At 73.1% G+C, this 13,280-nt stretch carries 12 protein-coding genes; 8 read left to right on the top strand and 4 right to left on the bottom strand.

Annotation, left to right across the window (positions count from 1 at the left end):
- The first annotated feature begins 252 nt into the window (after positions 1–252).
- Entirely contained in the window at positions 253–855 is a 603-nt protein-coding gene (locus OG556_RS03765; protein ID WP_371515836.1) for a hypothetical protein, read from the top strand.
- 425 nt (positions 856–1,280) lie between these two features.
- Complete coding sequence (locus OG556_RS03760) at positions 1,281–1,490, top strand: DUF6243 family protein (protein WP_063352004.1); 210 nt, start codon at positions 1,281–1,283, stop codon at positions 1,488–1,490.
- Between the two features lie 239 nt (positions 1,491–1,729).
- Here OG556_RS03760 and OG556_RS03755 read toward each other — a convergent pair whose 3' ends face one another.
- Complete coding sequence (locus OG556_RS03755; protein ID WP_371522558.1) at positions 1,730–2,524, bottom strand: exodeoxyribonuclease III; 795 nt, start codon at positions 2,522–2,524, stop codon at positions 1,730–1,732.
- 285 nt (positions 2,525–2,809) lie between these two features.
- On the opposite strand from OG556_RS03755, the gene OG556_RS03750 reads away from it, so the two are divergent.
- Positions 2,810–3,583 carry a GntR family transcriptional regulator gene (locus OG556_RS03750; protein ID WP_371515835.1) on the top strand — a complete coding sequence of 258 codons (774 nt, stop codon included), beginning with the start codon at positions 2,810–2,812 and terminating at the stop codon, positions 3,581–3,583.
- A gap of 161 nt (positions 3,584–3,744) precedes the next feature.
- Here the strand turns inward: OG556_RS03750 and OG556_RS03745 are convergent, their stop codons facing one another.
- From OG556_RS03745 to OG556_RS03735, 3 genes are all read right to left on the bottom strand, one after another.
- Positions 3,745–4,923: an ROK family protein gene (locus OG556_RS03745; protein ID WP_363586694.1), complete on the bottom strand. Its 1,179-nt coding sequence runs from the start codon at positions 4,921–4,923 to the stop codon at positions 3,745–3,747.
- 247 nt (positions 4,924–5,170) lie between these two features.
- Entirely contained in the window at positions 5,171–5,530 is a 360-nt protein-coding gene (locus OG556_RS03740; protein WP_371515834.1) for a hypothetical protein, read from the bottom strand.
- A 20-nt stretch (positions 5,531–5,550) separates the two neighbouring features.
- Positions 5,551–7,218: a hypothetical protein gene (locus OG556_RS03735; RefSeq protein ID WP_371515833.1), complete on the bottom strand. Its 1,668-nt coding sequence runs from the start codon at positions 7,216–7,218 to the stop codon at positions 5,551–5,553.
- A gap of 452 nt (positions 7,219–7,670) precedes the next feature.
- Here OG556_RS03735 and paaK point away from each other — a divergent pair, with 452 nt between their 5' ends.
- The 5 genes from paaK (at position 7,671) to OG556_RS03710 (ending at position 13,234) form a co-directional block, all read left to right on the top strand.
- Positions 7,671–8,927 (top strand): phenylacetate--CoA ligase PaaK, encoded by a 1,257-nt coding sequence (paaK, locus tag OG556_RS03730; protein WP_371522556.1) that lies wholly within the window; start codon positions 7,671–7,673, stop codon positions 8,925–8,927.
- A 345-nt stretch (positions 8,928–9,272) separates the two neighbouring features.
- A complete protein-coding gene (locus tag OG556_RS03725; protein ID WP_371515832.1) occupies positions 9,273–10,313 on the top strand; it encodes a substrate-binding domain-containing protein in 1,041 nt (346 codons plus the stop codon).
- 45 nt (positions 10,314–10,358) lie between these two features.
- Positions 10,359–11,120 carry a methyltransferase gene (locus tag OG556_RS03720; RefSeq protein ID WP_371515831.1) on the top strand — a complete coding sequence of 254 codons (762 nt, stop codon included), beginning with the start codon at positions 10,359–10,361 and terminating at the stop codon, positions 11,118–11,120.
- 66 nt (positions 11,121–11,186) lie between these two features.
- Positions 11,187–11,684 carry a GNAT family N-acetyltransferase gene (locus OG556_RS03715; protein ID WP_371515830.1) on the top strand — a complete coding sequence of 166 codons (498 nt, stop codon included), beginning with the start codon at positions 11,187–11,189 and terminating at the stop codon, positions 11,682–11,684.
- 137 nt (positions 11,685–11,821) lie between these two features.
- Positions 11,822–13,234, top strand: a complete 1,413-nt coding sequence (locus tag OG556_RS03710; RefSeq protein WP_371515829.1) for a pyridoxal phosphate-dependent aminotransferase — start codon at positions 11,822–11,824, stop codon at positions 13,232–13,234.
- Positions 13,235–13,280 lie beyond the last annotated feature (46 nt).

Here is a 13,280-nt window from a genome sequence, read left to right as displayed (position 1 = left end):
CCCATCGGCCGGGACCGCGCGGCGAAACCCCGGACGGGCATCGCTCCGGGTGAGAGGTTCGCCTGTTCGGCTCAGCGAGGATGACGGCCAGGAGACGGCGCCCGGAGACCTTCCTACCGTTGGACCCGGGGAGGCTGAATCCCCGCGGAGCCCGGCCGAGGACCTCTCGCCCGTCGGCCACCGCTCACGCCGAACCCGGCAGTCGACTTCCACCGTGACCACGCAGGGTCCGGGTCGAAGGAGATGAAGGACATGAACACCACGCGCACCGCCCGCACGCCCGCGACACCCGCACTGAACGGGTGCCGGACATCACGCCGCCGCCTTCGGGCACGGATCGGGCTCGCCGCGACGGCCACGGCCCTGTCGCTGCTGCCGATCGCCCCGTCCACCGCCAGCGCGGCACCCCATCTCCCGCTCACACAGATCGTGCGGGAGGCCAAGGTGAAGGCGCAGCAGGAGCACCCCGGCTCGCAGTTCTACGACGCGGACGCCGTCCTGCTGACACCCACGACCAACCCCAATGACGTCCAGGCCTGGTGGATCCGCTTCCGGGCCAAGGGCTCGGAGCCGTCCTTCGAGTACAAGTACTCGACCACCGGTCAGTACCAGAGCACGCAGCCGTGGAGCGTCCCGATCGGGATCCAGGCCATCTCCCCGTTCACCATGACGGAGGTCCAGGCCCACGATCTGGCCGTCAAGGCCGGGCACACCGGCGCGTTCAAGCCCCTGTACCTCAATGAGCCCGTCGTGCAGAACCCGCATCCCACCTACTACTTCTGCATTCCCAGCGAGGGCAGGACGGTGGCGGTGGACACCGTGACGGGCCACGTCACCACGCCCTGGCCGTGCTAGTCACCACGGTGTGAGCCCTGTCCGGTGGCCGTCACCCAGCGGGGGTGACGGCCACCGGCGGCCGGCGACCCTTGCCCTCCGCCCGCTCGGACCCGTGCTCCGTATCCTTCAGCAACCGCACATACCAGGCACCCAACTGCTTCCCGTGCCCGTCCTTGCACCCGCACCGCCGGTACACCCTGCCCCGCTGCGCATGCTGTCCCGGGTGCTTCTCCTTCTTGAACGTGGTGACTCTGGTCCAAGGCTTGCCGTTGGCTGGTGTTCAGGGCCGACGGAACCGGGTAACGTCTTTGCCATGTTCTTCCAGACTTACGAGTGAGCGCGTGATGGGCCCCTGCTGACGTCCTTCGATGTCGCCGCCCGTCCCCCACCGATGAATCCGTAGATCACTTCACTTCACTTCACCACCGGGAGAACCCACGACCGTGAGCAAGAACATCAACAACCCCGTGGGCATGGGCGGCGGCCAGCGCAAGAGGCAGTCCCGCGCCGAACGGCAGAACAACGGTCCGCACCGCAACCTCGACCGGCAGGGTGCAGCCGACCAGAAGGCGGAGCTGGTGCGCAAGATGCGCGAGAAGGCAGGAACGGCTGAGGGCGCCGGGCAAGCGGGCGGCGACACCGTACAGGGCTGACGCACCGCCGCCGCAGCGCGGCACCGCACGGGGGCAGGGCTCGGACCGCGACGCGCGGTCCGAGCCCTGCTGCCGTACCGGGCGGTCACGTGAATCGCTTTGCTGAAAAATCCACTCCGGGAGTGCCGTGCGACTTCCTTCGCCGCTGGCGTATGTGCTACCGAGAGGAAGCCCCGACGTGTGGAATGCCCTGCGTCGGGGCCGCCTCTTGATTCTGTCGAACTACCGGTTTCTGCCGCCTAGTTGTTCAGATCGAACACGGCGGTGACGGGCGCGTGGTCGCTCCAGCGCTCGGTGTGGGTGGTAGTTCGCTCGACGTAGGCCTCGACGGCCTTGGCGGCGAGGCCCGGGGTGGCGACCTGGAGGTCGATCCTCCAGCCGGAGTCGTTGTCGAAGGCGCGGCCGCGGTAGGACCACCAGGAGTAGGGGCCGGTGCGGTCGGGGTGGAGGGTGCGGACGACGTCGACGTAGCCGGCTTCGTCGTAAACGCGGGAGAGCCAGGCGCGTTCTTCGGGGAGGAAGCCGGCGGACTTCTGGTTGGCCTTCCAGTTCTTGAGGTCTTCGGGGCGGTGGGCGATGTTCCAGTCGCCGCAGACGACGACCTCGCGGCCGTCGGCGGCGGCGCGGGTGCGGAGGGCGGTGAGGTGGACGAGGAATTCCGCCATGAAGCGTTCCTTCTCGTCCTGGCGTTCGGTGCCGACCTCGCCGGAGGGGAGGTAGAGGCTGGCTACGGTCAGCCCGGGCAGGTCGATCTCGACGTACCTGCCCGTGTCGTCGAACTCCTCGGACCCGAATCCGATGACGGTCCGCTGCGGCTCCTGGCGGGACAGGACGGCGACGCCGGCCCGGCCCTTGGCGACGGACGGGGCCCAGACCGCGTGCCAGCCGTCGAGGTCGCGCAGTTCGACGGGCAGTTGCTCCGGCTCGGAGCGCACCTCCTGGAGGCAGACCACGTCCGCCTCGGTGCCGGCCAGCCACTCGACGAAGCCCTTCTTGGCCGCCGCCCGGATTCCGTTCACGTTCACACTCGTCACCACGATCACCCGGGCAGCCTACCGAGTGCCGGGGCCTGCGCCGAAGCGTGACGCGCGCCGCCGCGGGATGACGTGAACGCGGCATGAATGTGTGCGACAGTCGCACCAAGCCGCGCCATTGGTCTTGACCATCTCCGGACGATGCCCCTAGGGTCGCTTACTGCAAAGACCTTTAATAAAGAAGGACGGATAAAAGCCCGCTCTCCCACCTGCCGCATCCGCGGACAGCGGGCCCGGGATCCGACCTCCTTACCGCAGGGTGGACGAAGCAGGGTGGAGGACACGGTGGGGACGACTGGACAGCTTTCGGCGGTGCCGGAACCGAAGTACTGGCACCTGCGCACGGTGCTGCTGCGGGCCATCGACTCGGAGTTCTCCACCGGCCAGGTCCTGCCCAACGAGCGCGAGCTCTCCGCCCGCTTCGGGGTCGCCCGGGCGACCCTGCGGCAGGCCCTCGACCAGCTGGAGCTGGAGGGGCGCCTGGTGCGTCGCCGGGGGATCGGCACCCTGATCGCCGCCCCGCGGGTCGGCGTCCCGGTCAACCGGCAGGAGGAGGGCTGGCCCGGCGTCGGCCGCAACCACGCCTGGCGGACGGTCGACTGCACCACCGCTCCCGCCCCGGCGCAGCTGGCCAAGGGCCTCGGCATCGCCGAGGGCGCCACCGTGCACACCGTCCGCCGGGTGCGCCTGGTGGAGGGCCGGGCGGTGGCCACCGAGTCGCTGCACGTGCCGGCCGCCGCGCTGCCGCACCTGCCCGGCTTCCGGGCCGAGAGCGACCGGGCCCGCTCGGTGCTGCGCCAGCTGGAGCGGCTGGAGGTGGACGGCGAGTCCCGCGCGGTCGAGCTGGGTGTCGCCGAGGCCGACGAGGCCGCCCTGCTGGAGCGCCCGCCCGGTTCGCCGGTGCTGGTGATGACCACCCAGTACGCGTCGGCCGGCCGCCTGGTGGCGCTCGCCGTCGCCACCTACCGGGCCGACACCTGCAAGTTGACCTTCGGCTCGACCGGGCTGGTCGAGGTCACCCCGGTCGGCGCTGCGGCCGAGGTCCGCACCGCCTCCTGAACCACTTTTCCGACACCCTCAGACCGAGGCCCGAACGCCCGACTGGCGTCCGGGCCTCGGCCGTTGTGCGGGCGGAGTTGTCGGGGCGGAGTTGTCAGGGCGGAGCCGAGTCCGGACCGCCCCGCCCCGGGTTCAACCCAGGGCGGGGCGGTCCGGGCCCGTCAGGCGCGGCCGTTGCCGGTGGTCGGCGGGTCGACGGCGAACAGCTGGTCCTCGACGTGGTCGAGGGCGACGCGCAGCGCGCCCATCGCCACGACCTCGGAGCCGAGCGCGGCGAGTGCCACCTCGGGCGCGCGGAGGGTGAACTGGGCGAGGCGCTCGCGCAGCGGTTCCAGGACGCCGTCGAGGCCGGCCGCCCAGCCGCCGATCACGACGAGCTGCGGGTCGATGGCGAGGACGAGCGCGGCGACGCCCTGGACCAGGCGGGTGAGGAAGCGGTCCATGGCGACCTTCGCGACCTCGTCGCCCTCCCGCGCGAGCCGCAGGACGCGGGCGACGGCGGCCTCGTCGAGCGGGTTGAGCGGCTTGCCGGTGGTGGAGAGGAGCCGCTCGGGGGTGACCTCCTGGCCGAGCAGGTGGAGGGCGCCGATCTCGCCGGCCGCCCCGCCGTAGCCGCGGTGCAGTCTGCCGTTGATGAGGGAGCCGGCGCCGGGGCTGAGGCCGGCCATGACGAAGACGACGTCGCCGGCGCCGACCGCCGCGCCCTGCCAGTGTTCGGCGATGGCGGCGAGGTTGGCGTCGTTCTCGATCAGGACGGGGCAGCGGAAGGAGCGCCGCAGCCGGGCGCCGAGGTCGAGGCCGGTCCAGCCGGGCATGGCGGTGCCGAGTTGGATGGTGCCGTCGCGGTCGACGATGCCGGGGGTGCCGATGCCGACGGCCCAGAGGTTGTCGCGGGAGATGCCGGCCTTGCGCAGGACCTCCGCGACGGCGGTGCGGACGGCGGCGAGCCGGTCCTCGGCGTCCAGGGTCTCGTCGACCGGCTTGAAGTGACTGCCCACCACCTCGCCGGTGAGGTCGGCGAGGATGACGTGGATGTCGTGCACGCCGACCTCGATGCCGAGGATGTGCCCGGCCTCGGCGCGGAAGCGGAACCAGCGGGCCGGTCGGCCGCGCCGGCCGGTGCCGGGCTGGCCGTCCTCCTTGGGCTGGTCGACCTCGGCGACCAGCCCGGTTTCGACCAGACCCTCGATGACGCCCTCGACGGTCGGGCGGGAGAGCCCGGTCTCGCCGACGAGCTGAGTGAGGGTCACGGAGTGGCCGGTCCGCAGCGCCCGAAGCGTGACCGCCGCGTTGATCCGCCGCAGCAGCGAGGAGTCTCCTCCGGTGAGCCGATCCGCCAATGCGATGCCCTTCGCCGTTCGCGCGACTGCCCTGGCGCGCGGTGTCGAGTGCGCGGTGCCCACCGAATGGCCCGCGGGGGTGTGCCACCCCCGGAACGCGGCACGGCGGCGCGGGGCCGCCTGCGCCAGGGCCGGAGGACAAGCGGAGCCTACCCGGGGGTGGGCCCGCTGGGCGAGAATCCTCGCAGCTCATCCAGGCTTCGGTATCGAAATGGTACGCATCGGGTGGCGGTGCACGAGCCGGGCTTCACGGCCCGGCCACGGGCCGCCCGCCGCCGGGCCGCCGGGACCGTACCGACCAGCGGGAACGGGCGGAGAACAGCGAGCCGAGGCTCAGCCGGGAGCCGGCCGACAGGGCGCTGAGCACGGAGCCGGCCGACCCGAGGGACAGGACGCTGCCGGCGGACCCGATCGAGAGGACGGAGCCGGCCGAGCCGATCGACAGCACCGAGCCGACGGACCCGACGGAGGCGATCGAGCAGACGGAGGCCAGGGAGGCCAGGGATGCCAGGGAGGCCTTGGACCGGAGCGACCGCGGCCGCCGTTGGGGCTGGAAGGGGCGCAAGGACGGCAGGCGCTGCGGGAACCGCACGGGGGAGTCGGGCACGGCCCGATGGTAGCGGCGGCTCAGGGCATCCGCGCCGCGAACAGTCGCTGCCCGAGCAGTCCCATCGGGTGCCCGTCCTCGGGCAGCGCGAGGACGGTCGGGCAGCCGGCGGCGGTGAGGGCGGCCCGCCAGCGCTCGGCGGGGAGCGCCGGGAAGGCGGGGAAGCCGGGGGCGGTGGGGAAGCCGGGGGCGGCGGGGACCGGGACCGGGACCGGGATGGCAGCGGCGGGGACCGAGGAGACGGGAGCGCCAGGGCGGACAGCGGCGGCGGGGAAGGCCGGGGAGTCGGTGCGGGCCTCGGCGTCCCCCGTGATCAACAGGTCGAGCTGTTCGCCGGTGGGCGCGAGCAGCAGCAGTTGCCCGCCGGGCGCGAGCTGGTCGACCAGCTCCGGGACGACGGCGTCCGGGTGGCCGGTCACGGTGGCGACGACGAGGTCGTAGCGGCCGCCGTCGGGCAGCTGGTGGTGGTCGGCGCCGGGGCGGGGCCGGGCGGCGAGGGCCCGGGTGACGGTGGAGTCGGCGTCGTCCTGGCCGAGTTCGAGGATGCGCAGCGGCTGCGGCCCGTCGTGGGTCTCGGCGAGGCCGCGGACCAGCGCGCCGAGGGCGGCGCCGAGGTAGCCGCGGGCGGCCGTCCAACGGATCGGGGCGGCGGCCGGGCGGGGGGCCTCCTCGCCGGTGATCAGCCGGGGCAGCCGTAGTGCGCCGCGTCGGACCCGGTCCAGGGTGGCGACCGGGCCGAGTCCGTCGTTCCAGGCCTCGACGGCGGGCCGCCAGGCCTCCCGGACCTCGGCCGCGGTGAGTTCGGGTCGGCCGTAGTGGACGTCGTCGTGCCGGGTGATCAGGCCGTGCCGGGTGAGCGCGTCGAGCCAGCGGCCGACCCGGGGCCGCTGGGCGGGCGTGACGAGGGCGGCGGCGAGGATCTCGGCCTCGGTGTGCCCGCGCTCGGGGTCGGTGAGGACGCCGCTCTGCTGGAGGGTCAGCAGCAGCGCGGACAGTACGGCGTGGTCGAGGTGGGTGCCGAAGGCCTGGACCTGTTCGGCGGTGACGCCTATGGCGTGCTTCCAGGCGATGGCGTCGGCGGCGTCGGCGGCGGTGCGCAGTCGCCGGTCGGCGGCTTCGGCGTGGCTGTGCGGGGCGCGGACGTGGGCGAGGACGGCGCCGAGCGCGTCGACGGCGGCGTACACGTCGTCCTGTCGCGGTTCGGGGCCGACGTGCAGGACGAGCCGCAGGGCGCCGAGGTCGTGGTCGGCCAGGTCGGGGCGGCGGCTGAGGCTCCACAGCAGGGTGGAGGGCAGGCTGAGGTGGGTGGTGCCGCTGGCGGCGAGGTCGACGAGCTGCTGCTCGGGGTCCTGCCGGGGGTCGCCGCAGTGGACGGTGCCGCCGGCGAGCAGGGTGGCGAGGGCGAGTTCGACGGCGAGGTCGGTGGCGGGGTGGAGCACGGTGTGCCGGATGGGCGGCGGGCCGAGGACGCCCGCCCAGTGCCGCAGCCGCTGTTCGGCGGTGCGGGCGGCGGAGGGCGGCAGCGCGGCGTGGGCGGCGACGCGCTGGGCGAGGGCCCGGGGCAGGCCGCCCGGCGGCGAGACGCCGAGCAGCAGGCCGATGCCGCTGATCGCGCGCCCGTCGGCGACGACGGCGGGTCGGTCGCCGAGTTCGCGCAGCGCGCTGACCAGGGCTGGAGTCGTGGGCACGGTGATCACTCCGGGGTGCGGGGGAGAAGCCGCACTACTGAACCACGTGGTCGGGCCGGGTGATGCCGTGCACGGGTCAAACTTCTGTAATGATTTTCATATCGGACAGCCAAGGTGGGGGTCCGATCTCCACCCGAAGTGGTCGGAACTTCGCATTCCGAATCCGGTGTGCGACCCCTTGACAGCCGGTACGGGCGCTGGGTTACTTGGCGTGGGGGTCGTCCTGACCGAACGATCGGTCGGCACGCCCGTCCCGGCCGACCTGCGGAGGAGCGACGATGACCGGCAGCGCACCCGCCCCGCGCCCGTACGGCGAGGAGCCCGTCTGCGGGGAAGAACCCGGCAGCCGCGGCGACGAGCCCGCCCGCGCCGGGCAGCCCGCCTGCGGAGGGAAGCCCGCCCGGCGCCTGGGCGAGCCGATCCCGCCCGCTCTGCTGGACGCCGGCGAGCGGATGGGCGTCGACGAGCTGCGCGCCCACCAGCTCACCCGCCTCCGGGCCACCCTGCGCCACGCGTACGACAACGTCGAGCTGTACCGCCGCAAGTTCGACGCGGCCGGGGTCGGCCCCGAGGACTGCCGCACCCTCGCCGACCTGGCCCGCTTCCCCTTCACCACCAAGGCCGACCTGCGCGAGGGCTACCCGTTCGGCATGTTCGCCGTCCCGATGGAGCGGGTCCGCCGGCTCCACGCCTCCAGCGGCACCACCGGGCGCCCGACCGTCGTCGGCTACACCGAGCACGACCTGTCGATGTGGGCCGACGTGGTCGCCCGGTCGATCCGCGCGGCCGGCGGCAGGCCCGGGCACAAGGTGCACATCGCCTACGGCTACGGGCTGTTCACCGGCGGCCTGGGCGCGCACTACGGCGCCGAGCGGGCCGGCTGCACCGTCATCCCGGCCTCCGGCGGCATGACGGCCCGGCAGGTGCAGCTGATCCAGGACTTCCGTCCCGAGATCATCATGGTCACCCCCTCCTACCTGCTGACCCTGCTCGACGAGTTCGAGAAGCAGGGCGTCGACCCGCGCAGCACCTCGCTGCGCATCGGCATCTTCGGTGCCGAGCCGTGGACGGAGGAGATGCGGCGCGAGATCGAGGACCGGCTCGACCTGCACGCCGTCGACATCTACGGCCTCTCCGAGGTGGTCGGCCCCGGCGTCGCGCAGGAGTGCGTGGAAACCAAGGACGGGCTGCACATCTGGGAGGACCACTTCTACCCGGAGATCGTGGACCCGTTCACCGACCAGGTGCTGTCCGACGGCGCGAGCGGCGAACTGGTCTTCACCTCGCTCACCAAGGAGGCGCTGCCGGTCATCCGCTACCGCACCCGCGACCTCAGTCGGCTGCTGCCCGGCACCGCGCGGCCGGCCTTCCGGCGGATGGAGAAGGTCACCGGGCGCAGCGACGACATGATCATCCTGCGCGGGGTGAACGTCTTCCCGACCCAGATCGAGGAGGTCCTGCTGCGGACCCCGGGCGTCGCGCCGCACTTCCAGCTGCGGCTCACCCGGCAGGGGCGGCTGGACCACATGACCGTCCGGGTCGAGGCGCGGCCGGACGCCCCGGCCGAGCAGCGGGCGGCGGCGAGGGAGGCGATCGTCCGGGGGGTGAAGGACGGGGTGGGCGTCACGGTCGCGGTCGAGGTGGTGGAGCCGTATGCGCTGGAGCGCTCGGTCGGGAAGATCCGACGGGTGGTCGACGAACGGGAGTGAGGCCGACGGGGGCCCGCAGCCCTGCGGCCCGGGGGCGTGGGGTCCCGGGGGCGTGGGGCCTGCGAGGCCGGAGGCGTAGGGCTGTCCGGGGGGGGTGATGCCCTGCGCCTCCGACGTCTACAGCAATGTAGACGGTCGGGTGGTGGAGCGTCCAGCCGCGCACAGCCGCAGGCCCCGACCCGCGGCCTGCCGTCCCGCCAGCCTCCGCCTCGCGGACGCCTTTTGACGGACACCCGCCGACGGAGGCCGGAGACCCATTCGGCGCACCGGGATCGTGGTCGCGGCCGAAGGTTCCCAGACTCGAACGAAAGAGGGGTGGACCCAACCAATCGGAAAGGCATCCTCATGAGCATCGGGCTGCGCCGCGTCCTCGCGGTGACCGCAGCGATTTCCCTCGGCCTGGGCGCGGCGTCCTGCGACAGCGCGTCGCAGTCGTCCAGCGGAGGCTCCGGCGGCGGGCCGGCTCCCCTCCCGGCCGCGGCCGGGAGGGGAGCCGGGCGGATAGCCCTGCTGCTGCCGGAGGCCAGGACGACCCGCTACGAACAGTTCGACCGGCCGCTGATCGAGAAGCGGATCAAGGAACTGGCGCCGGACGCGCAGGTCGACTACTACAACGCCGGCCAGGACGCCGCCGTCCAGCAGACCCAGATCGACGCCGCCGTGAAGAAGGGCGCCAAGGTGCTGATCCTGGACGCGGTGGACGTCAAGTCGATCCAGGCGTCGATCCAGAAGGCGCACGACGCGGGCGTCAGGGTGGTCGCCTACGACCGCCTCGCCCAGGGGCCGGTCGACGCCTACGTGTCCTTCGACAACCGCAAGGTCGTCGAACTGCGGGGCCAGGCCGCGGCGGCGGTGGACGGCACGGCGGACGGCGGCGGGACGATCACGACCGACGGCTCGGCCACCGACGCCGACGCGGCCGATCCCGACGCTGCTGCCCCCGACGCTGCTGCCCCCGACGCTGCTGCCCCCGACGCGGCTGACCCCAACGCTGCCGCCCCCACCGCGGTCGAACCCAACGCGTCCGGTTCCGAGGCGTCCGGCCTGAGTGTCCCGTTGACCGGCCAGGACTTCCAACTCGACGGCGTGCAAAGGATCCTGGCGGGCGCCCAGGCCATGTCGGTCTACAAGCCCTTCAAGTCGCAGGCCGACGTGGCCGCGCAACTGGCCGTCGACCTCGCCTACGGCCAGGAGTTCGGCGGCGCCCTCGTGCCGACCACGGTGACCAGCGGCAGCAGCGACAAGGTGCCGGCCGGCCTGATCGCTCCGGTCGCGCTCACCAAGGACAACATCAAGGCCACCGTGGTCGCCGACGGCCTCTTCACCGTCGCCCAGATCTGCACGCCGGACTACGCCGCCGCCTGCTCCGCGGCCGGCCTCCAGTAGCTGCGGCGGGCGTGAGCACCCCAGCGCGGGCCCTATGCTGCGGAGATGCCGAGTGAGCTGCGCACTCTCAAGCCGGAGACCCACCAGCCGGAGACCCACCCGTCGGAGACCGACCAGGCGGAGGCTGGCCAGTTGGAGGCCGATCAACCGGAGGCCGACCAGTCGGAGGCCGACCTCGCCTTCATCCGGCGCGAGACCGAGCTGAAGCCCGTCCCGTTCGTCCCCGAGGTCGGCCTGCACATGGCCGAGGACGCGATCGCCCTGTGGGAGACCACCGAGCGGGCGCGGGGGGAGGTCGGACTGCCGCCGCCGTTCTGGGCGTTCGCCTGGGCGGGCGGGGTGGCCGTCGCCCGCCACGTGCTGGACCATCCCGAGCTGGTGGCCGGGCGGGTGGTGCTCGACGTGGCCGCCGGGGGCGGGGTGGTCGGCGTCGCGGCCGCGCTGAGCGGCGCCGCGTCCGTGCGCGCCGCCGAGATCGACGCCTACGCGGTGGCCGCCATCGGCCTCAACGCCGAGGCCAACGGCGTGCGCGTGGAGGCCGCGCTGGTGGACCTGGTGGACGGCGACGGCGCCCCGGCCGACGTGGTGCTCGCCGGAGACGTCTTCTACGAACGGGCCATGGCCGCGCGCTTCCTGCCCTTCCTGGAACGGGCCGCCGCGCGCGGCGCCACCGTCATCGTCGGCGACCCCGGCCGGGCCTACCTGCCCCGGGAGCGGTTCACCGCGCTCGCCGCCTACCAGGTGCCGGTCGTCGCCGACCTGGAGGACACCGCCGTCAAGACCACCACGGTGTGGCGGCTGGGCTGACGGCCCGTCCGTCCAGGCTGTGGAATTCCCGGCCGCCGGGCGGGACCGCCTGCTAGACAGGCCGCCATGACCGACGAGTTCGCCCCGCGCACTGCCGCCCCCGACGGGATCGCCCCGCGCCCCGCCACCCCCGACGGGATCGCCCTGCGCACCGCCACCCCCGACGAGATTCCCGCCCTGCTCGCCCTCTGGGCCCGGGCGGCGAAGGGCGCCAGCATCACGGACGACGCCCCGGGCGTGGCCGCGCTGCTCGCCCGGGACCCGGAGTGCCTGATCGTCGCCACCCCGGTGGGCGACCCGACCGCCGTCCTCGGCACCGTGATCGCCGGCTGGGACGGCTGGCGCTGCCACCTCTACCGGCTCGCCGTCGACCCCGACCACCGCCGCCGGGGCATCGGCGCCGCCCTGCTCGCCGCCGCAGAGGCGCGCTTCGCCGCGCTCGGCGGCCGCCGAGCGGACGCCATGGTGCTGGACGACAACGCCCTCGGCCACCGCACCTGGGAGGCCGCCGGCTACCGCCCCGAACCGCAGTGGAGCCGCTGGGTCAAGCCGCTGACCGCCTGATCCCGCACCCGTCCGGACGGGCGCCGAGCGCTGGCGGCCGTGCCCGGGGCGTGGTCCGCTGGGGCCGATGCGTGTGCGAACGACCATGTTCCGGCACGCCTCCCAGCCCACCCCGCGAAGCCCGGAGAAGGACTGCCATGACCGACGACACCCGCACCCTCGCCTCTCCCGAGGCGGCCGCCGAACAGCTCACCCGGATGACCGACCTGGAGCAGGCCCTCGCCTACTTCCACCAGCACGTGGCGTCCCCCCGGGCGGTCAACCTGTCCGTCGCCGAGAACGTCCTGCTCTACCACCACTCGATGAAGAAGAAGGTCTTCGACAACATCCAGCTGATCCCCGAGCGGTACATCCAGTACATCGACTCGGCCGGGACCTTGGCGGTGCGCCGGCCGGTCGCCAAGCTGCTCACCCTGGCGCTCGGCGCCGAGGTCGACGAGGGCGACGTGTTCGGCGTGGCCGGGGTCTCGTCCGCGCTGGAGTGCATCGCCTTCGCGCTCAAGGGCCGCGACCCGGTCGGCCCGCCGCTCAGGGACGGCGACGAGGTGCTGATCCCCGCGCCGTACTGGCAGGGCTTCAACTGGTCCTTCCAGGAACGGCCCAGGCTCAGGTGCGTCCCGGTGAACCTGCCGACCACCGGGGAGGAGCGGTACCGGCTCACCCTGCCCCTGCTCAAGAAGGCCTACGAGGACCGGAAGGCGGCCGGCCGCACGCCGCGCCTGCTCGTCCTCACCAACCCGCACAACCCGCTGGGCGTGAACTACTCGCGGGCCCTGCTGGACGAGATCTACGGGTGGGCGCTCCACCACACCGACCTGCACATCATCTCGGACGAGATCTACTGTCACTCCCAACTCGACAGCAGCACCACGAAGTTCACCAGCGCGCTGGCCCTGAAGGCGTACCGGGAGCAGCCCGACCGGATCCACGTGGTCTGGGGCTTCGCCAAGGACTTCGGCCTGTCCGGCTTCCGCACCGGCTTCGTGATCTCCCGGAACCCCGCCGTGCGCAACACCATGCTCGGCAACAACGACCCGGCCGAGCCCACCCACCCGCTGCCCTGGTTCAGCCCCTTCGACTCGCTGAAGACCTACGTCATCCAGGACCTGCTGAGCGCCCCCGCCAACGGCCCGGGCGGCGAGCTCTACACCACCTACGCGATGCGGGAGTACCGCTCGCTGCTCAAGACGAGCTTCGAGAGGGTCAAGGACGCCCTGGACGCCGCCAGGATCGACTACGTGCACCGGCCCGGTGACAACGCCGCCCAGTTCTTCTGGCTCGACCTCACCAAGTACCTCGGCAAGCACCCCGTCCACGGTCACGAGGAGGTGGCCGGGCTGCCGCTCGCCGGGCCGAGCGGACTCGACCCGAAGGAGGAGCGGCTGTTCAGGTACCTCATGGCAGAGCCCACCGAGGTCACCCTGCTGCCGGGCGGCACCATGTACAACCCGGCGCCCGGCTTCTTCCGGCTCTGCTTCACCGCCCGCCAGCCCGAGGACGTCGTCGCCGCCGTCCAGCGGGTGGGGACGGCGCTGGGGAAGCTGAAGTAGCCGCAGCCCGCCGGGACGTGTCCCGGCGGCGGGAGGGCGCGCGACG

The organism is Kitasatospora sp. NBC_01300 (assembly GCF_041435235.1).
Taxonomy (GTDB): Bacteria; Actinomycetota; Actinomycetes; order Streptomycetales; family Streptomycetaceae; genus Kitasatospora.
This window is presented reverse-complemented; position numbering and strand designations above follow the sequence as displayed.

Coding starts and splice junctions, on each gene's coding strand:
- OG556_RS03765 (WP_371515836.1), top strand. CDS start 253: ATGAACACCACGCGCACCGCCCGCACGCCCGCGACACCCGCACTGAAC.
- OG556_RS03710 (WP_371515829.1), top strand. CDS start 11,822: ATGACCGACGACACCCGCACCCTCGCCTCTCCCGAGGCGGCCGCCGAA.
- OG556_RS03715 (WP_371515830.1), top strand. CDS start 11,187: ATGACCGACGAGTTCGCCCCGCGCACTGCCGCCCCCGACGGGATCGCC.
- OG556_RS03720 (WP_371515831.1), top strand. CDS start 10,359: ATGCCGAGTGAGCTGCGCACTCTCAAGCCGGAGACCCACCAGCCGGAG.
- OG556_RS03725 (WP_371515832.1), top strand. CDS start 9,273: ATGAGCATCGGGCTGCGCCGCGTCCTCGCGGTGACCGCAGCGATTTCC.
- paaK (WP_371522556.1), top strand. CDS start 7,671: ATGGGCGTCGACGAGCTGCGCGCCCACCAGCTCACCCGCCTCCGGGCC.